We start from the raw sequence: 25,005 nt of genomic DNA, 5'->3' as shown, positions 1-25,005 counted from the left end.
CGGGACCACCCATGACCACGCTCGTGGAGAAGGCGCCGCCACGACGGATGCCCCGGATGCCCTGGGCCGTCGGGGTGATCGTCGCCGCCGTCCTCGGTGCCGAGCTCGTCCTCGGCTGGCGCTCCCTGGCCGACGCCGTCACCCACCTGCGTACACCGCACCTCGGCTGGCTGGCCGCGGCGCTGCTCGCCGAGACCGCCGCCATGCAGGCCTACGCGCGGATGCAGCGCCATCTGCTGCGCTCGGCCGGCGTCCGGGTGTCGATGCTGCGGCACACGGCGCTCGCCTATGCCGCCCACTCGCTCAGCGTCACCCTGCCCGGCGGGCCGGCGTTCTCCACCGCGCTCAACTACCGGCAGATGCGCCGGTTCGGGGCCTCGCCCGCGGTCGCGTCCTGGTGCATCGCGCTCTCCGGGATCCTGTCGGCGGCCGCGCTCGCCGTGATCACCGCGTTCAGCGCCGTCACCACGAACGGCACCCCTGATTGGCACACCTTCGCCGCCCTGGCCGTGGCCGCACTGCTCGCCACCATCGGGGTTCGCCGGCTGGCCCGCCACCCGGAGAACCTGACCACCGTCACCCGGCCGGTCCTGATCCTGGTCAACCGGCTGCGACGGCGGCCCGCCGACCACGGGCAGGACCGTGTCGTCGGCTTTTTCGACCAGTTGCGAGCGGCCCGGCTGACTCCCGGGCACGGGGCCGGCGCGGTCACCTTCGCCCTGCTGAACTGGCTGCTCGACGCGGCCTGCCTGTGGTTCTGCTGCATCGCCGTCGGTGGCGGCACGATCAGCGCCGGGCAGTTGCTGCTCGCGTTCTGTGCGGGGATGGCCGCCGGGACGATCACCATCGTGCCCGGCGGCCTCGGCATCATCGACGGCGCCCTGATCCTCGGCCTGATCGCCGGCGGGATCGGCACCGAGATCGCGATCGCGGTGGTCGTCCTCTACCGACTGATCACACTCGGCTTCATCATCGGCGTCGGCTGGCTCTCCTACCTGGCCATCCGCCCACCGACGGACGGTGCTAAGCGAAGTCGCGATACTTGATCTTGGCGCGGCGGCCGTCCGGGTGGTGCCAGACGATGCCCTCCTGCTTCGGGTGCGCGAGCAGCCACGCGCGGAGTCCGGCCAGGTCCCGAGGGACTTCCAGGCGCTCCGCCTCAGCATGAGCCACGAGCAGGTGTCCCCGTACCCCCTCGGGATTGCCGTTGATCTTCTCCCCGATGAGTTCGTAGGTGCCGGGCTGCCGGGCCTGCGGCGACCCGGCGACCGCCTCGGCGTGGTAGCGGGCATAGCTGGACTGTTCGATCGGTTCCCAGCCGACGGTCTTGCCGGTGTTCTCGTCGGTCATCACCGGCCGGTAGCCGGGCGGCCGGGTGCGCCCCGGTCGGACCTCGCGCCGCGCCCACCAGACGCCGTCCGCGTCGAGCAGCACGCAGGTTCCGTCGTATTTGCGGGTGGCGATCCCCTCGCCGTCGAGGACCCACCGGCAGGCGGGGTCGGCCTCGGGCAGCACGCGCTTACGGTCGTCCGGGTCGCGCTGGAACAGCGTGGGAATCTTCTCCATGAACGTCATCTTCGCAGCGAGACAAAACGGATTTCAGGTTCCGTTCATCTATGATCATCGATAATGTGGCGCATGCGAACCCTCTCCCTCCGCGTCCTGGCGACCACCGTCGCCGCGGCCCTGGTCACCGGTGTGGCCGCCACCCCGGCGCACGCCGCGGCCCTGCCCTCCCGAGCCACCTGGCTGGCCGACGTGCAGGCCGTCACCGACCAGGCCGCCGCCTACCTCGACGGGCGGCTCCCGGCCGCCGGCATCCGCGCGGCCATCGTCCTCGACATCGACAACACCGCACTGCAGAGCAGGTACAAGCCGTACGACGCGACACCCAGTGTGCTCGCGCTCGCCCGGCAGGCCCGCGCGGACGGGGCGGCGGTGTTCTTCGTGACCGCCCGGCCGGAGATCATCGAGGGCGCCACCGAACTCAACCTGAGCATCGTCGGCTATCAGTGGACCGACATTTACACCCGGCCCACCTTCGACTTCTCCGACAACCAGACCCTGAAGACCAAGGCCCGCACCGACATCGAGAAGCGCGGCTACACGATCGTCGCCAACGTCGGCAACAGCGCCACCGACCTGGGCGGCGGCCACGCCGAACGCACCTTCAAGCTGCCCGACTACGACGGCCAACTGGACTAACCCCCGGCTCGGGCCCGGCGGAGGTCCCCCGCCGGGCCCGAGCGCTCCCCGTTATCGTTCGCTGGTGACCGCGATCGAGGGCCAGACACTCCGGCAGCTCGGACCCACCGTCTACCTGCCGTCCGCGGTCTTCTCCACCGGGATCGGCGCGGTCGCCCCGGTCATCGTGCTCACCGCCACCGGCCTCGGCGCGTCCCCGGCGGCCGCCGCGGTCGTCGCCGGACTCCTCGGGCTCGGCCAGATCAGCGGCTCCCTGCCCGCCGGTGTGCTGATCTCCCGGGTCGGCGAGCGACGCACCATGCTCTTCGCGTCCGCCCTCGCCGTACCCGCCCTGCTGGCCTGCATGTTCGCCGCGAACGTGCTGCTCCTCGGCGCGGCCGTCGCCCTCCTCGGCGTGTGCGGTTCGGCGTGGGCGCTGTCCCGGCACGCCTACCTCACCGAGGCGGTCCGCCCCGAACTCCGCGCCCGCGCCATGTCCACCCTCGGCGGCGTGGGCCGGATCGGCACGTTCACCGGCCCGTTCCTCGGCGCCGGCGCCATGCACCTGGCCGGACTCGACGGCGCCTACCTGGTGGCGATCGCCGGAGTCAGCCTGGCCACCGTGGTCCTCGTCGTGCTGCCGCCGGTCCCGCACGACCGGGCGGGGCGGCCCGGCACCGAACGACCCACCCTGTGGACCGTCATCCGCACCCACCGGCGCACCCTGCGAACCCTCGGATTCGGTGTCCTCCTGGTCGGCGCCCTGCGCGCGTCCCGGCAGACGATCCTGCCCCTGTGGGGCGTCTCCCTGGGCCTGTCACCGGCGACGATCGGCCTGATCTACGGCGTCTCCGGCGGCATCGACATGCTGCTGTTCTACCCCGCCGGCAAGCTGATGGACCGCTACGGCCGCCGCGCCGCCGCCGTCCCCGCGATGACCATCCTCGGTCTCGCCCACCTGCTGCTGCCGCTCGCCGGCGGCGCGACCGGGCTGACCGCCGTCGGAGTGCTGATGGGCCTCGGCAACGGCCTCAGCGCAGGCCTCGTCATGACCCTCGGTGCCGACGCGTCACCCTCATCCGGCCGCGCCGAATTCCTCGGCGCCTGGCGCCTCTGCTCCGACATCGGCCAGGGCGGCGGTCCGCTCCTGATCGGCGCGATCACCGCGGCGGCCACTCTCGGCACGGCGGCCATCACCGTGGGTGGTTCCGGTCTCCTGGCCGCCTACCTGCTGAATCGTTGGATAACACCACCGCGGCCGTACGTCTGACACCGCTCCCCACCGCACCACTTCGCCCCGCCGGTCCCCGCGACGCAGGCCCACCGTCCCGGCCGACCAGCGACCGCCGGGCCGAATGCGTCCCTCACCGTTCCCCCACACGCCGCGCCGCCCCCGAGCCTGCCCGCGCCGCCTGCCCGCGCCGTCCGTCTGCCCGCGCCTGCCCGCGCCGTCCGTCTGCCCGCGCCTGCCCGCGCCGCCCGCCTACGTTGCCTGCGCCGCCCGCCCACCTGCGCCGCTCGCCCACCTGCGCCGCTCGCCCACCTGCGCCGCTCGCCCACCTGCGCCGCTCGCCCGCCTGCGCCGCTCGCCCGCCTGCGCCGCTCGCCCGCCTGCGCCGCTCGCCCGCCTGCGCCGCCCGTTCGTGGCGCCCGCCCGCGCCAGCCGGTCGGTGGTACGGATCGGGCCGGCAGTTCGCCGTTCGGGCGTCGCCGCGTTGTGTGCCAAGATGGTGCAAAACGGTGCAAATTCCCTGCCGGCGGCGAGGTCGCGGGACTGGGTCGGAGCCTTGAGGGCGGCCTGCGGTGGCGGTGCGGCCCGCGGTGAGTGGAGGGTGTGGCCTGAGAAGGGTGGCGCGGGTGGGGCAGACTGCCGCGGATGGCTGAGGAACCCGGGTCACACGCGGACCGGATGCGGGCGCGATTTCTGGCGGCGGCCGAGACTCGGGCGCCTGAACCGTGGGGCGATCGTGTCGTGGTGGCTGTCGGCGGGCTGCTCGGAGTGGGGTTCGCGAGTGACCCGGACAATGGGCGTGACCTTCTGCTGGTGGGTTCGGGCAGTGGGCTCGGGCTGCTCGACGCGAGGGGTGTCCGGGTGGCTCGGGAACACGATGACGAGCATGGGTGGCCGGATGGGGAATTGACCTGTCCGGGGATCGGGCCGCTGGCCGGGGTACGGGTTCGGATGGCCGGGCTGCACGGTGGTGGGCTGCACACCGTGACGACGGACGGCTGGGGTCTGGAGGTGGTCGGGCCGGACTGGCCGCACCACCGGGTGCTGCTGTCCGCGCCGTGGCAGAGCCCCTGGGCGGGGGAACACGGGGAGACCTGGTGGCACGTCTACCACTCGAAGCACATGCCGCTGCGGGCGGCCGGATTCTCGCCGAGCGGCCGGACCCTCGCGATCGCGGTGGGCAGCGACGTCACCCTGTGGAGCCGCCCCTGAACCCGTCGCCACAGTCGTGAGTCGGGAGAGCAACCGACCGACCGTCGGGGACGGGCCGGGAAAGGCAGGTCGTCGCCGCGGGAGGGCGTCAGGGTCTGAGTGGCAGGCCGTCGCCGCGGGAGGGCGTCAGGGTCCGAGTGGCAGGCCGTCTCCTCGGGAGCGGGTCAGGGTTCGAGTAGCAGGCCGTCGCCGATCAGCTTGACGTCGGGGATTCGGGTGTCCGGGAGGTAGGGGACGACGGTCAGGGTGCGTTCGCCGTCGATTCGGAGCTGCCGGCCCGGCTCGAGGACGTGCCCCTCGGCCAGCATCCCGGCCAGCTGGTTGAGGATCTGGGCGGCCTCGCCGATCTCGTCCCGAGGCACTCCCATGATCAGGTCCGGGCGACCGAACTTGAGCATGCCCCGAGTGTGCACCGCATGCCCGAAGCCGGGAGACTCGTCGCTCTCGGCGACCACACTGATCTCCCGCAGTACCGTGAACGGGCGGTTCGGGTCCAGTCCGGCGATCGACGAAGCGAGCGACCAGTCGTGGGCGAACACGTCGAGCACCGCGGTGGCTCCGGCCCGGCACGCGGCCGCGGCCACCGCCCAGGCGAGTTGCAGGTGGGTCAGGTCGGCCGGGTCCGGCATGCGCACCTGAACCGAGTAGCAGCAGGTCGCGTCGTCGATCAGCCGCAGATCGGGGAGCTCGCGTGCGGCCAGGTCACGCAACGGCCCGCTGCGGAACCCGTCGACCCACTCCGGGTTCTCCGAGTGCCGGTGCAGGCGTACGTCGAGCGCGTCGACAGGCGCCCCGGCCGGAACCACGCCGGTGAGATCGAGGCCGGTCAGCACCTCGTCGACGGCGAAGACGACCAGGAGCACCGCGGCTTCCCGGCCAGAACCAGAGCCGGAGCCGGAAGAGCCAGAACCAGAGCCGGAGCCGGAAGAGCCAGTGCCGGAGCCGGATAAGCCGGAGCCGGAAGGGCGATGAGCGGGCCGCGGCCAGGGCTCGACACGAAGATCCACCCGCCCATCCTGTCATCTACCCGGCGAGTCCGGTCGCCTCGGCGAACCGGATCACCCCGTCCCGATTCAGGCGGATGGTCCGGTCCCAGTAGACGTCCAGGATCCGGCCGTCGCCGAGGTCGACCCGCATCTCGCCGCCGTCCCGGTTCTTCCGGTAGCGCCCGTTCGACCCACCGACGGTGACCGGCTCGGCGTCCGGGAGCGGCTGGAGCCGGTCCGGCAATCTCGGTAGATAGGCGCAGATGCCGGAGGGCGGGACCACCTCGGCGGCGATCTCCGGCGACGCCAGGCACATGATCCACGGGCTCTGCTGCTGGAGGGTGAGACCGGGCGGCACCTCGGCGAATCCGAACGGAGCCGCCGACGACACCGACCCGGGCCGCAGACCGCGGGCGAACCGCAGGATCTCGTCCTCGGTCGAGTTGCCGTCGACCATCAGCCACCGCCCGTCGGGGAGCTGCCAGACCACACCCACGGCGTTCGGCGCGGTGCGCACGGTCGCCGGTCGCCCGCCGACGTCGGCCGGATGTTCCTCGACGAGGTCGATGGTCCATTTCGGGCTGCGGCCGGCCACCGTCGCGTTGATCATCCGATCGCCGGTCGAGAATTCCGCGGTCACCTGCGGGCCGCTGACGAAGATCCGCGGCGCGCCCGCCGGTGTGGACGGCTCGAACGGGAACACCGGCGCCGCCCAGTCCGGCGGATCCCAGCGGGGTGGCGGCTCGTCGCGCAGCAGCCGGGGCACGAACACGAGCAGGCCGACCACCACCGCGATCGCCCCGCCGGCGGCCAGCAACCGGCGTAGCCGGATCTCACCGGGCGTCAGGTCGCTGTGCTGCTCCTCGTCGGCCGGTTGTACGGCGTCGCCGAGCTCGGCATAGCTGCCCACGGTTGCACTCCGATCAGGGTTCGCCGGTCCATGGGCTGATCGCGACTTCGCCGGTGTTGCCGGCGTCGACGTGCAGGGCGAGCAGGTGCTCGGCCCGCCCATCGCCCGGGGCGACGCGCACGAACCGGCCGACCGCCACCGTCTCGGCGTCGGTCGTCAGGTTGCGCCACACCAGCAGCGCGGTCGCCGACGCGCCGGGCGCGATCGTCACCTGTTTCGGCTCCACCTGCCAGGGCGGCAGGGTGGCGACCTCGCCGACGCCGTGCAGGACGCGCAGTTCGAGCGGTCTCCGATCCTCATCGAGGATCTTCACCACCGGATAACCCTTGATCTGGTACGGCTTCCCGCCGCAGTTGCGCAGGTCGAGACCGACGGCGCGCAGCCCGGAGGCGGCGTCCTTACCACCGATGGAGATCTCCAGGCCGTCGATGCAGCGCGGCACCGGATCGGCGGTGCGGGTCACCGACGGCGACGGCGCCGGCCGGGCCGGGGTGGACCGGCCGGTCTCGGGTGTGGCGCCCGGCGCCGCGCACCCGGTGAGCGACAGTGCGGTGAGCAGCGCTCCGGCGAGCAGCGGTGGCGTGACGTTTCGACGGATATTCATTGGTACCGCGGAGGATAGCCGGATTACGGTGTCCGCCGTGACCCCGTGCATCGAGGTGAGTGCCGGTTGAGTCAGCGGCGTGTCTACTACCTGCTGACCGCGGTGTCCGGCTTCCTGTGGACCTTCGCGTTCACGCTGCTGCTCGTCTTCCACGTGCGGGTGGCCGAGCTGTCGCCGGTCCAACTGGTGCTCGTCGGCACCGTCATGGAGATCACCTGCTTCCTGGGCGAGGTGCCGACCGGTGTGCTCGCGGATGCCAGGTCGCGGACTCTGTCCGTACAACTGGGACTGCTTTTGATCGGTCTTTCCCTGCTGCTGCAGGGTGGTCTTCCGGTGTTCGGCGGGATTCTCGCGGCGCAGGTCGTGTGGGGGATCGGGTACACGTTCACGTCCGGGGCGATCGAGGCGTGGATCGCCGACGAGGTCGGGGAGGACCAGCTCACCCACGTTTTCCTGCGTGGCGAGCGGCTCGAGCTGGGCGCGATGATCCTCGGTTCGGTGGCCGCCGGCGCGGTCGGCGTGGTCGATCTGCGGCTGCCGATGCTGCTCGCCGGCGCCGGGTACATCGTGCTCGCGTTCGTCCTGGTGGCGCTCATGCGGGAGCCGCACTTCACCCCGGCCGCGGCGGACCGGCGGCTCACCTTCGGGCTGATGCGGACCACCCTGGCGGCCGGGCTGCGACAGGCTCGCGAGCGGCCGCTGGTTCGTTCGTTCCTGCTGGTCAGCCTGCTGGTGGGGTTGTCCGGTGAGGCATTCGACAGGTTGTGGACGGCGCACCTGCTGCCGTCGCTTCCGGACGTGTTGCCGGCGGCGGTCTGGTTCGCCGGCCTGGCCATCGTCGGCCAGCTGATCGGGTTGGCCGCCAACTACGCCGGCGAACGAGCTGGTCTGACCGGAAACGACCATCCTGGCCGGCTGCTCGCCGTACTGACTCTGGTCCAGGTCGCCGGAGCGGCCGTGTTCGCTCTGGCCGGGACGCTGTGGGTGGCGGTCGGCGCGTTGTGGGCCCGGAACGCGGCGGGCGCCCTGTCCGGGCCGCTGCAATCCGCGTGGCTCAACCGGGGCATCGAGTCGTCGTCGCGGGCCACCGTGCTCTCCGTCAACAGCCAGTTCGACGCGATCGGGCAGGTGGTGGGCGGGCCGCCGCTCGGTGCGCTGGCCGGGCGTACCTCGATCCCGGTGTCGTTGCTGGTGTCGGCCGGTCTGCTGGCGCCCGCCGCGTGGATCTTCGCCCGGCTGGAGCGTCGGGCCGATGCGGCGTTATCCGCGCCTTAACTTTCACACAGCGCGCCCATAGTGATCTTCCCGCGAGAGTTCTCCCTGTCCGGAACACCCGGACGGACGAACACCCGAGGGGGAGCACGATGAAGGTCAAGAAGAACGTCGCCGCGGTGATGATGACCGCGGGCCTGCTGGCGGCGCTGGGATTCGGGGGCGCGGCCCTCGCTTCCGGTGGATCCGACGACAACCGCCCCTCCGCCGCGGCCTCCCCGTCACCAGCGGATGACTCGGCGAGCCCCTCGGAGTCGGCGAGCCCTTCGGAGTCTGCCAGCCCTTCCGAGTCGGCGAGCCCTTCGGAGTCGGCCGGCCCTTCCGAGTCGGCGAGCCCTTCGGAGTCGGCCGGCCCTTCCGGATCGGCCGACCCGTCCGCGTCGACCGCCTGGGATGATTCGGCGGGTTCGTCCTCGTCGGCGACGGCCGGTACCGTGGTCACCGCCGAGCAGGCCAAGACGATCGCGATCCGGGCGGCCGGCGGCGGCCGGGTCGAGTCGATCGAGCGGGAGACCGAGCACGGCCGCCTTGTCTGGGACGTCGACGTGATCGTCGGCGGCGTCGAGCACGACATCGACATCGACGCCGCCACCGGCCAGGTGACCCGACACCGCACCGACGACGACCGGGGCCGAGGTCGCGGCAGCGACGACAGGAGCAGCACCCACCACGCCCGCGGCACCGACGACAAGGGTGGTCAGCGGGATCGCGGCAGCGACGACAAGGCCGGTGACGACAACGGTGGCCGCGGCCGAGGCGGTGACGACAAGGGCGGCCGTGGCCGAGGCGGCGACGACTGACAGCTGAATCCAGCCCTCAAGATCCGGCCCGCTTTCCAGGCGGAGCCGGATCTTGCTGTTGCGGCCACCCAGTCCCGATCAGGAGGGTGGGGGTGCGGGGAGGGTCAAGTGGATCGAGGCGCCTGCGGTGCCTGGTGGGCTCGTCTTGAAGGACGTGGCTATCTGGCGGGCGATGTCCAGGCCCAGGCCGGTGGAGTCGCCGCCGGAGGTGCCCCGGCCGGTGGGCAGGGCGGCCGGGAAACCGGGACCGTCGTCGGCGACCGTGAGGGACACGTCGCCGCCGGGTCGGGCGGACAGGCTCACCGACAGGGCGGTCCCGTCCGGGGTGTGCGCGAACACGTTGCCGAGCAGCGCGTCGAGTGCCGCCGCGAGGTCGTCGGCGGCGACCGCGACCGGCGTCGGCCCGGACGGCAGTTCCTGGTGCAGGGCCCGGCCGGTGTCCTCGGCGAGGACCGCCCAGAAGGCGACCCGCGCCGCGACCACCGCGGTGGCGTCGCAGCCCTCCGCGGCGGCGGGCGTGTCGGCGCGGCGGGTCTGCTGGATGACCGCGGTGACCGCCCGGGCCAGCTGGTCGGCGGCGGCCGCGACCCGGGCCGACTCGTCCGGGTCGCGGAGCGATTCGGCTTCCAGACGTAGCGCGGTGAGCGGGGTGCGCAGGCGGTGGGACAGATCGGCGACACGTTCGCGTTCGGCGGCGAGCAGGTCCTGGATGCGGCCGGCGAGATGGTTGAGCGCCCCGGCGACCTCCCGGAGCTCGGGCGGACCGGCCGGGTCGGCGCGGGCGGTGAGCTCGGCCCGGGCGAGCCGGTGCGAGACCGCGGACAGTTCGGTGATCGGACGGACGATGGTACGGGCCAGCCGATCGGCGACGAGCAGGCCGAGCAGCACGAGCGTCAGCCCGAGCCCGGCGAGCGTGGCCCAGGCGCGGGTCACACCGCGGGTCAGTTCGGCGTCGGTGACCAGGGTGCGGATCACCACGGTGGCGCCGCTCGCGCCGACGACCGGCACGACGAGTTCCTGGCCGGCGCCGGTGGTGACGGTCAGCGATCCGTGTTCGGCGGCGGCGAGGAGGACGGCCGGGGTGGGCGTGGCGGGTGTGCCGAGGACGGTGCCGTCCGGCAGGAAGACGGTCACCGGTACGGTCTGCGCCTCCACGGTCAGCCGGAGCGCCCCGATGTCCCCGGTGGCGGCCAGTGGAACGATCGACTGGACCACGTCGTCGGCCCGCCCGAGCGCCCGGTCCTGGGCGACCTGCCGGACCAGCACGGCGAGCGGCACCAGGAAGGCCAGCAGTACGAGCACCGTCGTCGCCGCGACCAGCAGCGTCAGCCGGGCTCTCACACCGGCTCACTGAGTTTGACGCCGACCCCGCGGACGGTGTGCAGGTAGCGGGGTTCCTGCGCGGTCTCGCCGAGCTTGCGGCGCAGCCAGGACAGGTGCACGTCGACGGTCTTGTCGGCTCCGCCGTACGGCACCTGCCACACCTCGCTGAGCAACTCCCGTTTGGTGACCACCTGCCCGGGCCGCAGCGCGAGGTGGTGCAGCAGGTCGAACTCGCGCGGGGTGAGTTCCACGGCTGTCCCGTCCAGGGTGACGGTGCGGGCGGCCGGATCGATGCGCAGCGCGCCCACCTCCAGAACCGGGGAGGTCTCGGTGCTGCCGCCGCGCCGCAGCACCGCCCGGATCCGGGCGTCGAGTTGGGCGGCGGTGAACGGTTTCACCACGTAGTCGTCGGCGCCCGCGTCGAGTAGTCGGACCATTTCGGTCTCCTCGTCGCGGGCGGTCGCCACGATCACCGGGATGCGGCTGACCGCACGCAGCATGCGCAGCAGCTCACGCCCGTCGAGGTCGGGCAGGCCGAGGTCGAGCACGATCAGGTCGGGCCGTTCGGCGAGGGCGGTCTGCAACCCTTCCATCGCCGCGGCGGCCGCGGCCACCGCGTGCCCGCGTTCCCGCAGGGCCCGTAGCAGGGTGGTCCGGATCGCCGGGTCGTCCTCGATGAGCAGGAGTCTCGCCACGGCTGCACGGTAGCCGCTGGACCGCACCGAAATGCCGTTCTTAACCTTCCCTTAGCGGTGTCCGGTGCCCGACTTAGCGTCCGGCGGCGGATAGTGACCGGGTGCGTCTCATCGACCGGCTGGGCCGGCTTCCCCTGGTCATCGTCCTCGGCTGGATCGTCGCGGCGTTCCTCGCGGTGATGGTCGGCGTGGTCGGGATCGGCCTGGTCGGGTCGGGGCTGCTGACGTCCCGGCCGGGTGATCCGGTCAGTGAGGACGAGGTGCGGCGGGCCTTGGCGGAGACGGTCCGGCCGACCGGTACGGCGCCATCGGAGGAGCCGTCGGCGGCGGTCACCAGCCGGTCCTTTCGGACCTCGGGCGGAACTGTGGTCGCCGAGTGCGGGCGGATCCTGTCGATGTCGCCGGGACAGGGCTTCGAGGTGCACGAGCAGGACGACGACGAGGGCGAGTTCCGGGCGTTCCGCGGCCGGGACCGGGTGAAGGTGGAGCTGACCGGATGCGTCGACGGGGTACCGCAGCTGCGGGTCCGCGACGACGACTGATCAGGACGCGGGCAACCAGGAGGTGTCCGGCTCCGGCCCGAGGACGATCTCGTCCATGATCCGGATGAGTTCGGCGCGGCTCACGTCGTACCCTCGGCCGATCTTGACCCGGAGAATGCGACCGCCCTCGAATTCGACTCGGGCGAAGGCCGGAAGTATCGGACATGTCTGCTCGGTGCCGGGGAGATCGGGGCAGCCGACGTTCGGGTCGCCGAGGTAGACCGACCCGGGCCGGCCGCGCATCGTCGCGGGATCGCCCTTGGAGGTGGACCATTCCCAGAGCAGTTCCGCCTCGACGATGGCGAGCGGAGCACCCACGCTGATGCCCTCACGCCACATGCCGGCCGTTCCGCTCAGTTCGGCGGTGGCCGGGCCGGTGAACCGGGAGGGGAGCCAGCCGAACGACAGCGACACCGCCGCGACCGCGCCCGGCTCCGGCTCGATCGATGCGGCGATCCGCTGGGCGATCCGGCCGTCCGGGTCGGACAGCGGCACCGACACGCTGATCATGAGGCCGCCGTCCACCTCCACCCACACCTTGCCCGGCCCGGGCAGCACCCAGGCTCGGCGGCCGCCCAGGGTGGCCGGTCGGTACCCGGCACCGTCGAAGCCCGATCGGGGTACCAGGAACAGCAGGATCCGCTGGTCGTCGCGCTGCCAGGTGCGGGTCTGCCGGGTCGGGCCGGTGCCGGAGCGGCTGACCTCGACGAATCCCTCGGGCAGCCAGGTCGGCCGGTAGGTGATCGGCAGGCCGGACGAGGGGGTGGGGAGCACGGCCGGCGGCTGCGGGGCGTCCCGCCGGGGCCACAGCGCCACCGCGCCGACCACCCCGGTGACCGCCGCGGCCGACGCCACGAGCAGGCCTCGGCGCTGTCGGTGTGTGCGGGCGCGGGCCGCGATCCCGGCCGCCACCGGTCCCGGGTCGTGGGCCCGGTCGGCGATCGTGGACAGCGCGTCCCGGAGCATGTCTTCGTCCCTCATCGAACCTCGGCCTCCCACCGGAGCTTGGCCAGCGCGGTCGACGCCTGTGCCCGTACCGTCGACGCCCGGCTTCCCATCAATTCGGCGATCTCCTCGAAGGTGTGGCCCTCGAAGTAGCGCAGCACGATCACCGCCCGCTGGCGGGCCGGCAGCGCACCCACCCGGCGGACCAGTTCGTCGCGTTCCTGCCGTTCGGCGAGCGGGTCGACGGTGGCGGCCCGGCTGTCGAGCTGTTCGTGCGACATCGGGACGACCCGCCCCCACCGGCGCCTCAGGGACAGGAACTCGTTCAGGACCATGCGTTTCACGTACGCCTCGGGCTGATCCATCGCGGCGATCCGCCGCCACCGGCCGGCGGCCCGGACCATCACCTCGCCGACGATGTCGTCGGCCTGATGCGGGTCACAGGTGAGCACGGTCGCGTAGCGCAGCAGCGCCCCCAACCGGGCCGCGACGAAGCCCTCGAACGAACTGTCTTCACCATGGCGGGGCCGTGCCTGCCGTTCGCATTCCAGCGACCCCGAGCCTTCCGGCTCGATGCCAGGTTGAAAATGGTTCGCAGACATGCCCCTACAACGCTCCCGATGGTCGAAGTGCTTAGCGGACAATCGGAGAATGCTGCGTGTGGATCACGGTGTCGTCTCCGGCACCTTCAGCCTGGACGGTCAGACCTTCGACGTCGACAACAACATCTGGGTGGTCGGCGACGACGAGGAGTGTGTGGTGATCGACGCCCCGCACGACGTGGACGCGATCCTGGCGGTGGTCGGTGACCGCCGGCTCGTCGCGATCGTCTGCACCCACGCCCACGACGACCACGTCCGGGTGGCCCCGGAGTTGCGCGACCGGACCGGTGCGCCGATCCTGCTGCACCCGGCCGAGTGGCCGCTGTGGGAGCTGACCCACGGCCGGGACGTGTGGTGGAACATCGATCTCGCCGACGGCGCCCGGATCGAGGTCGGCGGGTCGTCGCTGGAGGTGCTGCACACGCCGGGGCACGCGCCCGGTGCCGTCTGCCTGTACTCGGCGGAGCTGGGCCAGGTCTTCACCGGTGACACCCTGTTCAACGGCGGCCCGGGCGCGACCGGCCGCTCCTACTCCGACAAGGATCTGATCGTCGACTCGATCCGCAAGCGGCTGTTCGCGTTGCCGCCGTCGACCGTGGTGCACACCGGGCACGGCGACGACACGACGATCGAGGCGGAGGCCTCCCGCCTGTAGTCGACGCTTCCCCCTACCATCGGCAGCACTCGCCGACGGAGAGGGGCGTCGATGTCCGACCGTGGTCGTCTGTTGCGTTCGCTGTTGACCGCGGACGTGCTCCTCCGGGTGGCCGCGGTCGTGCTGGCCGGTCTGATCGTGGTGCGGTCGCTGCTCGCCGGCGCGGCCGGTTTCTGGTCGATCGTGCTGGTCCTGGCCTCGGCGGTGGCCCTGTGGGCGCTGCTGAGGCTGGGCACCCGGGTGCGTGCGGCGCTGTCCGGCGCGGCTGTCGACGCGCCCGGCCTGCCGGCTTTCATCGCCGACCGCCCCCGGTCCCGGCTGGCTGCGATCCTCGCCCTGCTGGTGCTGATCGTGCACGCCGGGATCACCGGCTACGTCGGGGTCTGGACGATTCTGGTGACCGTGGCGCTGGCCGCGATCGCCACCCTGCTCAGCCCGAACCTGCGGCTGGTCCTGGTGCTCGGCACCACGGCCGTGGTCTTCGCCGCCGCGACGGTCTTCGTGGCCACCTTCTTCCAGGGCAGCACCGAGGCCCGGGCACTGGCGGTGTCGCTGGCCGCGGTGATCCTGCCGGTGCTGGTGTCGGACAAGCTGGTCGGCCTGTTCAAGCAGCCCGCGCTGACCATCACGCATCAGGCCGTGCTGGCGGTGCTGACTCTGCTGCTCGGGTTCCTCGGCTGGACCCGGGCCGACTGGCTGCCGGGTGTCATCCACGACTGCTACACGTTGCCCACCTCGACCGGGATCACCGTGTTGCGGGCGACCGCGGACGGCAGCCGCTGCTACGGCCTGCTCGACACCACCGACGCCGGGGTGTTCGCGGCCACCGCGTTCGGGCGTGACCCGGTCACCACCAGGCTGGAGCGGGCGATCCTCGACGCCAACCAGCCGCTCGCCGAGGGTGACCTGACAGTGGTCTGGCTGGGCGCGCTCTCCTGTGATCCGCCGCCCGGCGGCGGGACCGGGTGCGCGGACGGCCGCGACTACCCGTCCGAGCGGGACCAGTTGCGGGCCATGCTGTTCGCGCAGAAACACATCGAGGACACCACCGATCACCGTCTGCACGTGGTGATCGCGGACGCCACCCAGGACGTCCGGCACGCGGGCGACATCGCCAAGATGATCATCGAGCAGCGCGACGCCCTCGGCGACCGGCTGGTGGTGATCGGCGGCGGTGACAGCCGGGACACCACGCAGAGCGCGATCGACAGCCTGCTCGCCGCCGGGATCCCGTTCATCGCCCCGAACCTGCTGGCCGATTTCGGGGCGCCCGGGCGCCCGTTCGTCGACCGGGCCGGCTATCTGCAGCTGGCCCCGCCGAACCTGGAATACGCGAAGGACACCGCGGAACGCCTGGCCGACGAGTTCCCGGACGGCTATCGGCTCGACATCTACCAGCAGCCCAATGCCACCGACTTCTACACCACGTCGCTGGTCAACGACCTGCTGGCCGCGGTCGACCCGAACGACAAGGCCAGTACCCGGCACGTGCCGGCCCTGGAGCGGATGGACGAGAGCATCTGCGCCGGCGCCCCGGGGCTGCCCACGGTCATCTACTTCGCCGACCGCTGGACCCGCTTCGCCGACTTCGTCCAGCGGATCAAGGAGGTGTGCGGGCACGCCCGGCCGCGCCTGGTGATCGCCGACGGCTCGGTCAGCCGGTTCATGGCCAACTACCAGATGCGCGCGGTGAGCATGGCCGACTTCCCGGTCGACTACTACGTCGGCGGTCCCGGCTGCTCCGCGCTCACCGATCCCGCGCTGGACATCCTGACCAGGCAGATCGAGCACTTCCACGACCTGTTCGGGATGGCGAAGGGTGAGCGTTTCACCTGCGCCGACCGGGCTCCCGAGGCGGCCGCCAGTGGCGAACTGCGCGACGCCTGCACCCTGGACGCCGCCGCCAAGTCGACCAGCCAGCCCTGCCACCCCAACGACCTGGGCGGGTTCCTGCTGCCGGCCTGGGACGCGGTGCTGCTCGCCGACGCGATGCTGCCGGCGATCGGCCGCGACGATCGGCCGCCGCCCGCCGAATACCTGGCCGGTCTGAAGATCAGTGGTCTTCAGCTCTCCACGAAGGGCTCGGTCGCCACGGTCACCGAGGGCCGCCTGGCCGAGGCCACCGTTCCGGTGCTGCTCTGGCACGTCGACCCGCTCAACGACCCGGCCCGCGTCTGGGAGCGGCCCAGCCCCACCCTGCTGCTTCCCGAGGAGAAGACCCCTTAGGCGGTCCGTTCAGAGATGCGCCGCGATGGTGTTCGCGACCGCCACCCGCATCGGGTCGGGGTTGGACCAGGACCAGTTGGGATGTGCCCGGTTCGTGAGCAGCGCCAGCACGAGCCGCCGACCGGGGTGCACGAGCAGCGAGGTCCCGGTGAAACCGGTGTGCCCGAACGACTGCGCCGACGACAACCGGCCCATGAACCACGGCTGGGCCAGCGTCACACCGAGCCCATGCGCCGACGGCCGTCCCGGCCGTTCCGGGTCGACCGCGGGCAGGCCACGGTTCTGGTCGGTGAGCATCTCCGCGACGATCCCGGCGGACAGCAGCCGCTTGCCGCGGAAGACGCCGCCGTTACGCAGGAGTTCACCGATGATCGCCACCTCGTAGGCGGTGCCGAAGATCCCGGCGCTGCCGATCACTCCGCCCATCTGGGCCGCGACGTCGTCGTGGACGACACCGCGGAGCAGGCCACGGGAGCTGCGGGCGTCGGTGGCGGCGATCCGCGCCTTGCCCGGCAGCCACTTCAACGGGTTGAACCCGGTCGAGGTGAGCCCGAGCGGCGTGCCGATGCCCGATTTCAGGGCCGCGTCCAGGCTCTTCCCGGTGACCTTCTCGACGATCTGGGCGGCGACCATCAGGCCCACGCTCGAGTACCGGTAGCCGCTGCCGGGACGCACGCCCTTGATCAGCGGGGTGCGGAGCACGGTGGCCCGCTTCGCCGCCAGGGTGGGTAGGCCCTTCACGGTCGCTCCCACCGGCAGCCCGCTGGTGTGGGTGAGCAGCATCCGTACCGTGATGGCGCTCTTGCCCGTCCCGGTGAAGCCCGGTAGATAGCGCACGACCGGCGCGTCCAGATCGACGAGACCGCGGTCGACCTGCTGGAGCAGCAGGATCGACGTGTAGATCTTGGTCAGGGAGGCGAGGTCGAAGATCGAGTCGGTGCGCATCGCGACGCGCTGCGCCGCCGGCAGTTGGACCGGCCCGGCCCGGTACCGCAGCGCATGCCCGACGGCGACGCTCGCGGTGACCCGCCCGTCGACCATGACCACCGCGGCGGCCCCGGCGTACACCGGATGCCGGGGATTCGCCGTCGTCGGTTTGAGATGGCGGGTGAGCGCCGTCCGCAATGGTCCGACGTAGGCGGGCTGCGCCTGGGCGACGGGTTCGAGGGCGGGCGTCGGTGTCGGTGTCGGTTCGGGGTGGGGTGTGGGCTGGGAGGTGCACCCGGTGAGGGCGGCGAGCCCGCCTCCGAGCAGGCTCCGGCGAGTCAACGACACGATCGACATCATGCCGGACGGCGCGTTCAGTGTCCTCGTCCGAAGAGGCCGCCGCACTGTTTCCCGAACTCCCATGCCTCTCCGAATTGTTTCGATTACGTTGCGTTTCGGCACGCGGACGGGTCATCGGGGATCCGCCCGCAGACCGAGGGGAGAAACACCATGAGCACGGCTACGTACGCGCCGACCAATCCGGCGACGGCACTCGGCGATCCGATGCGCTCCGCTTTCGGCGGGCAGTTCCTCGGCACGGCGTACGGCCCGGGCTTCGGGCTCGACCCGCTGATGGGGCAGTACGGGCAGCAGTTCGGCCAGCAGGTTCCGCAGTACGGGCAGCAGTTCGGCCAGCAGGTTCCGCAATTCGGCCAGCAGTTCGGCCAGCAGGCCCAGTACCCGTTCCAGCAGCAGCACCTCCAGCACGCCATCGCCCAGCACGTTCAGCAGGCCATCGCCAACCAGGTGCAGCAGGCCCAGATCCAGCAGGCGATCGCCCAGCAGATTCAGCACCAGCAGATCCAGCAGGCCATCGCCCAGCAGATTCAGCAGCAGCAGATTCAGCAGGCCATCGCCCGGCACTGGCAGCAGGGCCACCCCGGCGCCATGTACGGCGGCATCGGCTCGCCGTACGGCCAGCAGATGTGGAACTGATCCGGAGCCGACCGTGACCTATCTCAGCACGATGCCGTTCGGGCCGATGACGGAGCCTCCCGTCGAAGCGATGCGGCAACCGGCGGCCGCGAGTATTCAGCGGTGCTACCGCTGGCTGGAGGCGGCCTCACCGGTCCTGCCGCAGGTGGCGGCCCTGGCGCCGGGCCTGGTCACGGCAGTTCAGCAGTACGCGGCGCAGCAGTACGCGGCCAGCCTGCACCAATCGGCCGCGGTGCTCCAGACGGTGCAGCATCTGCGCGCCACCGTCCCGGGGCTACCCGCTCTGTAACGCATCGAATCACCGCGGCCGGATCCCGTACCACCGGGTCCGGCCGCACCCCAATCGAACCGGAGCTTGACCATGACCGACCACAACTCCGCCGTCCCGGTCGGCTCGCGGCGCGAGCGCTACCTGGTGGCGCCGCTCGGCGCCCCGCCCGACGCCGACCGCTTCTTCGCCCAGCTCGGTGAGGACTCCGCCACCACCGTGCATCGCGTCGTCACCTCCGCGCCCAGTTTCGCCGTGGTGGAGATGGACGCCGACCGGGCCGCCATGCTGACCGCCTCCGGCGCCGCCCACGTCGAACCGGACCTGCCGCTGCGTTACGCCGGCCCGATGCCCGACCCGTCGGTGTCGCCGCCCGGCGCGGGAGCCCGCGTCCCGTTCCTGGTCACCGGCAGCGACGGCCGTCCCCTGGAGGGCGCCGAGGTCTACCTGACCAACGAGACGTTCCTGCTGCGCGGTGTGACCGGCGCGGACGGGACCGTCACCATCGACACCCCGGCCGGGGTGCTGCACGCCCTCGACGGGGTGCACGTCAAACCCCGCCAGGACTACTGGGCGGTATGGCTGGGCCGGCCCGCCCTCACCGTCGACGCCCCCAACCTGGTGACCTGCCCGTCGTTCGCCGAGACGTTCCCGGGTTTCCCGCAGCGGCCGTTGGACGGCTGGGCCCGCCGGGCCATGCGGTTCGACGCGCTGCCGCCGACGTTCCGCGGTGACGGGGTGCGGATCGCGATCGTCGACTCCGGTGCCTCCGTCGAGCATCCCGACCTGGCCGGCCGGGTCGTCGGCGAACGCGACCAGTGGGAGGACCCGGTCGGGCACGGCACCCATGTCGCCGGGATCATCGGCGGCGCCGACGACGGGCACGGCATCGTCGGGGTGGTGCCGGAGGCGGTACTGCACGCGTGCCGGATCCTGCCCGGCGGCCGGTTCAGCGACCTGATCGAGGCGATCGACAGGTGCATCGCCGAACACATCGACGTGATCAACCTCAGCCTCGGCAACGCGCAGCCGTCCCCGCTGGTGGCCCGCAAGATCGAACAGGCCCGCCAGGCCGGGATCGCCTGCGTGGCGGCGGCCGGCAGCACCGGCGGCCCGGTGATGTTCCCGGCCTCGCTGCCCACGGTGCTGGCGGTCGCGGCGGTCGGCCGGCTCGGCGACTATCCGCCGGAGAGCTATCACGCCACCCGGGTGTACGGGGTACCGACCGTCGACGGCTATTTCTCCGCCTCGTTCACCTGCCACGGGCCTGAGGTCGACGTGTGTGCGCCGGGTGTCGCGATCGTGTCGTCGGTGCCGGCGTCCGGGTATGCGGCCTGGGACGGAACGTCGTTCGCGGCGCCCTATGTGACGGGGCTCGCCGCCCTGCTGCTGGCCCACCACCCGGACTTCCGGGGCCGGTTCGCCGGTCGGGACAGCAGCCGAGTCGACCGCCTCTTCGATTTGATCAGGACCAGTTGCCGCCCACTGGCCCTCGGCGACCCGACCCGGAGCGGCGCCGGCCTGCCCGACGCGGTGGCCGCCCTGGGCCTGGTCCCGCCGGTGACGACGAGCCCGCCCGCACACCCGATCCTCGCCGAACTCTGGACCATGATGGCCCAGTCCGGCCTCATCCCGGTCTCCGTCCCCACCGTGGGCCACCCCCACTTCGCCCAGCTGGGAGCCCCGCTCCCCACCGGCATGGGCGCTCCGATGGCCACCGGGATCGGCGCTCCGATGCCCGCTGGCATGGGGGCTTCGATGGCCGCCGGGATGGGCGCTGCGATGGGCGCGTCGATGGGCGCCGGGCTGGCTGCCGGGATGGGCGGGCCGTTCGGGGGTCAACCGGGCGGTCTGATGGGTGGCCACCCGAGTGCGCCGATGGGCGGCCGGTCGGGCCACCCCGACACGAGCGCACCGATGGGATATCCAGGACATTTCGACGGTTCCGATCCGGTGCGGGACGGCGACCAGAACAGGCCCAGCCGGATCACGCTGACCGCCCCGGCCGGTGAGCCACTCGACCCGCTACGGGCCGCCATGCGTTCCGCCGGCCTCCTCCCTAAGAACCGCTGAAGATCAAGTCCGGTGGGGCTCTCACCGCCCGTCTCGGGCCGGCGGTGAGAGCCCCACCGTTCTGAGGTATCCACACTCGCGTGCCGTGAGACCTTTCGGCGTCAGGCTCCGTGCGAGAGCGCCGGCGGGCAGCGGGGAAGTGCCGGCGGGCGGCGGAGGAGTGCCGGCAGAGGTGTGCGGGAGCGGGGCCGGCGGCTTTCGTCGCGCGAAACGGCCACCTGACGTCGACTGGGGCGGAGGGGCGGGTTAGGCTGCCCTAACCTCTTCAGGGGCGGGTGGACATGGCGCAACCGGAAACGCTGGCGGAGTTGCTGAACGGGCGGCGCGCCGCGGTGGACGCGTCGTTGCCCGCGGTCGGGTTCGTGGTGGGCTGGCTCGCCTTCGGGGATTCGATCTGGGCCGGTGCGATCGCCGCGGTGGTCGTCGCGGTCGGGCTGTCGGTCTGGCGGCTGCGTAAAGGTGACAAACCGCGGGCCGTTCTGATCGGGCTCCTCGTGGTGTGTGTCGCCGCGCTGATCGCCCTTTACACCGGCAAGGCGGAGAATTTCTTCCTGCTGCAGCTGCTCAGCAACGGCGCCAGCGCTCTCGTCTGGATCATCAGCATCGTCGTCAGGTGGCCGCTGCTCGGCGTCGTGGTCGGTACCGTGCTCGGCCAGCGGACCCGGTGGCGACGTGACCCCGCGCTGCTCAAAGCCTATTCGCGGGGCAGTTGGGTGTGGGTCGTGCAGTATGTGATCCGGGTGGCCGTGTTCCTGCCGCTCTATCAGGCCGGATATCTGGCGGCGCTGGGCACCGCGCGAGTCGTGCTGTCCGGGCCGCTGGTCGCGGCATGCCTGGCGGTGAGCTGGTGGGTGATCCGCCGCAACCTGCCGGCGGACCACCCGGGCCTGCGTCACCCGGTCATCGACGAACCGGCCCAAAAGGCCGCCTCGTAGCGGTCGCGGCGACCGCTGGGCCAAGCGGGCCGGTCGCGGCGACGGCTCGGCTCGGAAGACCGGTTGCGGTGGCCGTTCGGTTCAGAGCGTGCCGGCCGCGGCGACCGTTCGGCTCAGGAAGACCGGTGGCGGTGGACGTTCGGTTCAGAAGGCCGCCTCGTAGAGTTCTCGCAGACCGATGGAGTCGGCCTCGCCGCTGTAGCCGCAGATCAGCACGCTGCCCTCGGCCGCCGACACCAGATAGTCCCGGCCCATCTCGAACTTGCCGCTACCGAGCATCGTCTCGGAGCTCTCACCCTCCTGCGCGACCTCGACCTGCCCGACCGTCGAACCCCGGAACACGCGGGCGACCGCGAGAGTGACGCGACCGTTTTCGATCTTCTGCACGGTGCCTTCGAAAGCGAAGTCGGCGGACTCCGCGAGGCGCGTGGCCTCCGGCTCCCGGCACTTGGCCTGCATGCCGGTGGTGAAGAGGACGACGGAGCCGGCGGTGGCGGCCGGGGCGGATGCCGACGAGGCCGGGGCGGCCACCGGTTGCGGCGCCGATGGCCTGGTCGCCGCCCATGCGGCGCCGCCGACGAGAAGTACCAGGGCGGCAGCGACGGGCAGCGCCCACCGTCGGGTGTTGCGGGACATGGTTTCCTCCACGAGATGCGCGACCTGGGCGGGGGATGCCGGTTCCAGCGCGGCGGCCGGGTCGGCGCGCCGCAGTCGGGCCCGCAGATCGTCGTCGTCGGTCACGGCCGGCTCCCCTCTGTCGACTCCTCATGTCCGGGAACGGTCATGGTCTTTCGCAGTTTCTCCTTGGCCCGGTGCAGGCGGATCGACGCGGCGTTCGCGGTGATCCCGAGGACGACGGCGATCCCGGCCGGGGTCAGGTCCTCCCACGCCCACAGGCGCAGGATCTCCGCCTCCTCGGGCCGTAGCCGGCGCAGTGCCGCGGCCAGGTCGTCGTCGGCGGGTGCCGGGCCGTCGACGGTCTGCGGTGGCGGGTCGAGCCGGGAGATCCGGGCGAGCAACCGGAACTGGCGGCGCTGCCCGCGTTCGGCGTTGGCCAGGCAGAGGCGGGCCACCCCGTACGCCCAGGGCAGGTGTTCGGCGGGCATCTCGTCGAACCTTCGCCAGCAGATCAGCAGCGTCTCGGAGAGCACGTCGTCGGCGGTCGCCGGGTCGGTGCGCCGGGCCAGGTAGCGCCGGACGGCGTCGATCACCGCCGGCGCCAGGGTCTCGAACCGCGCCCGGCGCGAGTCGACGTTCACGAGGTCCACCCTGTCTCATGTCCGGCACCGGGGTCGTTCTTTCACGGCGAGCGTCCGGCAACGGGGACGTTCATCACGGCGAGCGTCCGGCGCCGGGCGTGTTCTTTCGAGGCCGGTTCCGGGGGTGTTTTTTCACGGCGAGTGCAAGGATACTGGCCGGTAACCCAGCGTCGGGAGAGAGCCATGCGAACCGCGTACCGGACATGCCCGTTCTGTGAGGCCGCCTGCGGTCTCGAACTGACCGTCGACGGCGACCGGGTGACCGCCGCCCGCGGCGACCGCGAGCACGTCTTCAGCCACGGCTTCGTCTGTCCCAAGGGCGCGACGTTCGCGCAGCTCACCCACGATCCGGACCGCCTTCGGCAGCCGTTGGTCAACGGCCGCGAGGCCTCCTGGGACGAGGCCTTCGACGCGGTCCGGGCAGGCCTTCGTCCGATTCTCGAGCGGTACGGGCCGAACGCGCTCGCCGTCTATCTCGGCAACCCCAACGCGCACACCATGTCGGGCGGGCTCTACGTCACTCCGCTGCTGCGTGCGCTCGGCAGCCGCAACGTCTACTCGGCGAGCACCGTCGACCAGATGCCGAAACACGTGTCGTGCGGGTACCTGTTCGGCAATCCGCTGATCATTCCGGTGCCGGACGTGGACCGTACCGACTTCATGCTGATCCTCGGCGCCAACCCGTGGGAGTCGAACGGCAGCCTGGCCACCGCCGCCGACTTCCCCGGCCGGCTCAAGGCGTTGCAGGCCCGCGGCGGCCGTTTCGTGGTCGTCGACCCGCGTCGCACGGTGACCGCCTCGCACGCCGACGAGCACCTGTTCATCCGGCCCGGTGCTGACGCGTTCCTGCTGTTCGGCATCGTGCACACGCTGTTCGCCGAGGGCCTGGTCGATCTGGGTGACATCAGCGGGCACGTCAGCGGGATCTCCGCGGTGCGGGAGCTCGCCGCCGACTTCGCCCCGGAGACCGTCGCCGCGGCCTGCGGGATTCCGGCCGACCGGATCCGTGGCCTGGCCCGGGAGTTGGCCGCCGCTCCGACCGCGGCCGTCTACGGACGGATCGGCACGTGCACGGTCGAGTTCGGCACCATCGCGAGCTGGCTGGTCGACGTGATCAACATTCTGACCGGCAACCTGGACCGGCCCGGCGGTGTCATGTTCCCGCTCGCCCCGCACCTCTCCGACGAGGCGAAACGCGGCAAGGGGTTCCGGGTCGGGCGCTGGCACAGCCGGGTCCGCGGGCTGCCCGAGGTGAAGGGCGAGCTTCCGGTCGCCACCCTGGCCGACGAGATCGAGACACCGGGTGACGAGCAGGTCCGCGCGCTGCTCACGATCGCCGGGAACCCGGTGCTGTCCACTCCGAACAGCGGCCGGCTGGACCGTGCCGTGGCCGGGCTGGACTTCATGGTCAGCGTGGACCCGTATCTGAACGAGACCACCAGACACGCCGACGTGGTGCTGCCGCCGACCGACGCCGCCCGCAAGGGCCACTACGACTTCTCGTTCCTGGCGCTGTCGGTGCGCAACTTCGCGGCGTACTCCCCGCCGGTCCTGCCGCCCGACCCGGCGGTTCCCGACGAGTGCGACATCCTCGCCCGGCTCACCCTGATGGTCTCCGGGCAGCCCGACGGCGATCCGGCACTGCTGCACGACTTCCTGCTTCAGCAGGCCCTGGCCAAGGCGCCGGCCGAACTGCACGACCAGATCACCGGTGATCATCCGGCCGAGCGGCTCCTCGACGTGGCTCTGCGCACCGGGGCGTACGGGCTGAGCCTCCAGCAGCTCATCGACCACCCGCACGGTATCGACCTCGGCCCGCTGCGGCCGCGGATCCCGTCGGTGCTGCGTACCCCGTCCGGGACCGTCGAGCTCGTGGTGCCCGCACTGGTCGAGGAGACCGCCCGCCTGCATGCCGCGCTCACCCGTCGGCACGACGAGCTGGTCCTCGTCGGCCGTCGCCACCTGCGTTCCAACAACAGCTGGATGCACAACGTCCCGGCCCTGATCAAGGGTCGGGACCGGTGCACGCTGCAGGTTCACCCGGCCGACGCCGACCGGCTGTCGCTCACCGACGGGGAGCCCGCCCAGGTCACCTCGCGGGCCGGTTCGCTCACCGTCCAGGTCGAGGTCACCGACCGGGTGATGCCCGGTGTCGTCAGCCTGCCGCACGGCTGGGGTCACGACGCCCCCGGCACGCGGCTCTCGGTCGCCGCCACCAGTCCGGGCGTCAACTCCAACATCCTCACCGACGAGCTGATCATCGACCCGCTCTCCGGTAACAGCGTCCTCAACGGCATCCCGGTCGAACTGAAACCGGCGTAGATCCGGCCGGCCCCCAGGGCTGTTCGGCCGCGCCGGAA

At 71.8% G+C, this 25,005-nt stretch carries 25 protein-coding genes; 14 read left to right on the top strand and 11 right to left on the bottom strand.

All coding sequences use genetic code 11. The annotated features are described in order from the left end of the window. The first annotated feature begins 11 nt into the window (after window positions 1-11). Window positions 12-1,046 (top strand): lysylphosphatidylglycerol synthase transmembrane domain-containing protein, encoded by a 1,035-nt coding sequence (locus Q0Z83_RS33350; protein ID WP_317787210.1) that lies wholly within the window; start codon window positions 12-14, stop codon window positions 1,044-1,046. Here Q0Z83_RS33350 and Q0Z83_RS33345 read toward each other — a convergent pair. After that, on the bottom strand, window positions 1,024-1,566 hold the full coding sequence (locus tag Q0Z83_RS33345; RefSeq protein WP_317787209.1) for an RNA ligase 1 family protein: 543 nt from the start codon (window positions 1,564-1,566) through the stop codon (window positions 1,024-1,026). The two genes, Q0Z83_RS33350 and Q0Z83_RS33345, sit on opposite strands and share 23 nt — an antisense overlap. A gap of 72 nt (window positions 1,567-1,638) precedes the next feature. Here Q0Z83_RS33345 and Q0Z83_RS33340 point away from each other — a divergent pair, with 72 nt between their 5' ends. From Q0Z83_RS33340 to Q0Z83_RS33330, 3 genes are all read left to right on the top strand, one after another. Then, on the top strand, window positions 1,639-2,205 hold the full coding sequence (locus Q0Z83_RS33340) for an HAD family acid phosphatase (protein WP_317787208.1): 567 nt from the start codon (window positions 1,639-1,641) through the stop codon (window positions 2,203-2,205). A gap of 64 nt (window positions 2,206-2,269) precedes the next feature. Then, window positions 2,270-3,454: an MFS transporter gene (locus Q0Z83_RS33335; RefSeq protein WP_317787207.1), complete on the top strand. Its 1,185-nt coding sequence runs from the start codon at window positions 2,270-2,272 to the stop codon at window positions 3,452-3,454. 606 nt (window positions 3,455-4,060) lie between these two features. Next, window positions 4,061-4,627 (top strand): hypothetical protein, encoded by a 567-nt coding sequence (locus Q0Z83_RS33330; RefSeq protein WP_317787206.1) that lies wholly within the window; start codon window positions 4,061-4,063, stop codon window positions 4,625-4,627. Between the two features lie 164 nt (window positions 4,628-4,791). On the opposite strand, the gene Q0Z83_RS33325 is transcribed toward Q0Z83_RS33330, so the two are convergent. From Q0Z83_RS33325 to Q0Z83_RS33315, 3 genes are all read right to left on the bottom strand, one after another. Beyond that, entirely contained in the window at window positions 4,792-5,490 is a 699-nt protein-coding gene (locus tag Q0Z83_RS33325; protein ID WP_317787205.1) for a hypothetical protein, read from the bottom strand. A 160-nt stretch (window positions 5,491-5,650) separates the two neighbouring features. Beyond that, a complete protein-coding gene (locus tag Q0Z83_RS33320; protein WP_317787204.1) occupies window positions 5,651-6,523 on the bottom strand; it encodes a hypothetical protein in 873 nt (290 codons plus the stop codon). Between the two features lie 13 nt (window positions 6,524-6,536). After that, window positions 6,537-7,127 carry a DUF4232 domain-containing protein gene (locus tag Q0Z83_RS33315; protein WP_317787203.1) on the bottom strand — a complete coding sequence of 197 codons (591 nt, stop codon included), beginning with the start codon at window positions 7,125-7,127 and terminating at the stop codon, window positions 6,537-6,539. A 66-nt stretch (window positions 7,128-7,193) separates the two neighbouring features. Between Q0Z83_RS33315 and Q0Z83_RS33310 the strand changes: the two genes are divergently transcribed. After that, window positions 7,194-8,402, top strand: coding sequence for an MFS transporter (locus Q0Z83_RS33310; protein WP_317787202.1), 1,209 nt, complete (start codon window positions 7,194-7,196; stop codon window positions 8,400-8,402). An 89-nt stretch (window positions 8,403-8,491) separates the two neighbouring features. Then, window positions 8,492-9,199 carry a PepSY domain-containing protein gene (locus Q0Z83_RS33305; RefSeq protein WP_317787201.1) on the top strand — a complete coding sequence of 236 codons (708 nt, stop codon included), beginning with the start codon at window positions 8,492-8,494 and terminating at the stop codon, window positions 9,197-9,199. A gap of 78 nt (window positions 9,200-9,277) precedes the next feature. Here the strand turns inward: Q0Z83_RS33305 and Q0Z83_RS33300 are convergent, their stop codons facing one another. Both Q0Z83_RS33300 and Q0Z83_RS33295 read right to left on the bottom strand, forming a co-directional pair. Further along, window positions 9,278-10,540: a sensor histidine kinase gene (locus Q0Z83_RS33300; protein WP_317787200.1), complete on the bottom strand. Its 1,263-nt coding sequence runs from the start codon at window positions 10,538-10,540 to the stop codon at window positions 9,278-9,280. Next, entirely contained in the window at window positions 10,537-11,217 is a 681-nt protein-coding gene (locus tag Q0Z83_RS33295) for a response regulator transcription factor (RefSeq protein WP_317787199.1), read from the bottom strand. Before Q0Z83_RS33295 ends, Q0Z83_RS33300 begins: the two co-directional genes overlap by 4 nt. A 101-nt stretch (window positions 11,218-11,318) precedes the next feature. Here Q0Z83_RS33295 and Q0Z83_RS33290 point away from each other — a divergent pair, with 101 nt between their 5' ends. Beyond that, on the top strand, window positions 11,319-11,759 hold the full coding sequence (locus Q0Z83_RS33290; protein WP_317787198.1) for a hypothetical protein: 441 nt from the start codon (window positions 11,319-11,321) through the stop codon (window positions 11,757-11,759). On the opposite strand, the gene Q0Z83_RS33285 is transcribed toward Q0Z83_RS33290, so the two are convergent. Together Q0Z83_RS33285 and Q0Z83_RS33280 are read right to left on the bottom strand one after the other, a co-directional pair. Further along, on the bottom strand, window positions 11,760-12,740 hold the full coding sequence (locus tag Q0Z83_RS33285; protein WP_317787197.1) for a hypothetical protein: 981 nt from the start codon (window positions 12,738-12,740) through the stop codon (window positions 11,760-11,762). Beyond that, on the bottom strand, window positions 12,737-13,306 hold the full coding sequence (locus Q0Z83_RS33280; protein WP_317787196.1) for a SigE family RNA polymerase sigma factor: 570 nt from the start codon (window positions 13,304-13,306) through the stop codon (window positions 12,737-12,739). The genes Q0Z83_RS33285 and Q0Z83_RS33280 overlap by 4 nt, the downstream gene beginning before the upstream one ends. Before the next feature lie 49 nt (window positions 13,307-13,355). On the opposite strand from Q0Z83_RS33280, the gene Q0Z83_RS33275 reads away from it, so the two are divergent. Further along, on the top strand, window positions 13,356-13,961 hold the full coding sequence (locus tag Q0Z83_RS33275; RefSeq protein ID WP_317787195.1) for an MBL fold metallo-hydrolase: 606 nt from the start codon (window positions 13,356-13,358) through the stop codon (window positions 13,959-13,961). 51 nt (window positions 13,962-14,012) lie between these two features. After that, window positions 14,013-16,187 carry a type 1 periplasmic-binding domain-containing protein gene (locus tag Q0Z83_RS33270; protein ID WP_317787194.1) on the top strand — a complete coding sequence of 725 codons (2,175 nt, stop codon included), beginning with the start codon at window positions 14,013-14,015 and terminating at the stop codon, window positions 16,185-16,187. A 9-nt stretch (window positions 16,188-16,196) separates the two neighbouring features. Here the strand turns inward: Q0Z83_RS33270 and Q0Z83_RS33265 are convergent, their stop codons facing one another. Then, window positions 16,197-17,471, bottom strand: a complete 1,275-nt coding sequence (locus tag Q0Z83_RS33265; RefSeq protein WP_317797180.1) for a serine hydrolase domain-containing protein — start codon at window positions 17,469-17,471, stop codon at window positions 16,197-16,199. 153 nt (window positions 17,472-17,624) lie between these two features. Between Q0Z83_RS33265 and Q0Z83_RS33260 the strand changes: the two genes are divergently transcribed. From Q0Z83_RS33260 to Q0Z83_RS33245, 4 genes are all read left to right on the top strand, one after another. Then, entirely contained in the window at window positions 17,625-18,110 is a 486-nt protein-coding gene (locus Q0Z83_RS33260) for a hypothetical protein (protein WP_317787193.1), read from the top strand. A 46-nt stretch (window positions 18,111-18,156) separates the two neighbouring features. Continuing rightward, window positions 18,157-18,399: a hypothetical protein gene (locus Q0Z83_RS33255; protein WP_317787192.1), complete on the top strand. Its 243-nt coding sequence runs from the start codon at window positions 18,157-18,159 to the stop codon at window positions 18,397-18,399. 72 nt (window positions 18,400-18,471) lie between these two features. After that, the gene (locus tag Q0Z83_RS33250) at window positions 18,472-20,451 is read left to right on the top strand and encodes a S8 family serine peptidase (RefSeq protein ID WP_317787191.1); all 1,980 of its coding nucleotides are present in this window, start codon (window positions 18,472-18,474) and stop codon (window positions 20,449-20,451) included. A gap of 281 nt (window positions 20,452-20,732) precedes the next feature. Further along, window positions 20,733-21,386, top strand: a complete 654-nt coding sequence (locus Q0Z83_RS33245; RefSeq protein ID WP_317787190.1) for a DUF3159 domain-containing protein — start codon at window positions 20,733-20,735, stop codon at window positions 21,384-21,386. Window positions 21,387-21,530: 144 nt separating this feature from the next. On the opposite strand, the gene Q0Z83_RS33240 is transcribed toward Q0Z83_RS33245, so the two are convergent. Together Q0Z83_RS33240 and Q0Z83_RS33235 are read right to left on the bottom strand one after the other, a co-directional pair. Continuing rightward, a complete protein-coding gene (locus Q0Z83_RS33240) occupies window positions 21,531-22,127 on the bottom strand; it encodes a hypothetical protein (RefSeq protein WP_317787189.1) in 597 nt (198 codons plus the stop codon). Next, the gene (locus Q0Z83_RS33235) at window positions 22,124-22,645 is read right to left on the bottom strand and encodes an RNA polymerase sigma factor (RefSeq protein WP_317787188.1); all 522 of its coding nucleotides are present in this window, start codon (window positions 22,643-22,645) and stop codon (window positions 22,124-22,126) included. The genes Q0Z83_RS33240 and Q0Z83_RS33235 overlap by 4 nt, the downstream gene beginning before the upstream one ends. 183 nt (window positions 22,646-22,828) lie before the next feature. Between Q0Z83_RS33235 and Q0Z83_RS33230 the strand changes: the two genes are divergently transcribed. Next, on the top strand, window positions 22,829-24,967 hold the full coding sequence (locus Q0Z83_RS33230; RefSeq protein WP_317787187.1) for a molybdopterin oxidoreductase family protein: 2,139 nt from the start codon (window positions 22,829-22,831) through the stop codon (window positions 24,965-24,967). Window positions 24,968-25,005 lie beyond the last annotated feature (38 nt).

It is taken from the genome of Actinoplanes sichuanensis (assembly GCF_033097365.1).
Taxonomy (GTDB): Bacteria; Actinomycetota; Actinomycetes; order Mycobacteriales; family Micromonosporaceae; genus Actinoplanes; species Actinoplanes sichuanensis.
The sequence above is the reverse complement of the archived record's forward strand: the minus strand, read 5'-3'. Positions and strand labels throughout refer to the sequence as shown.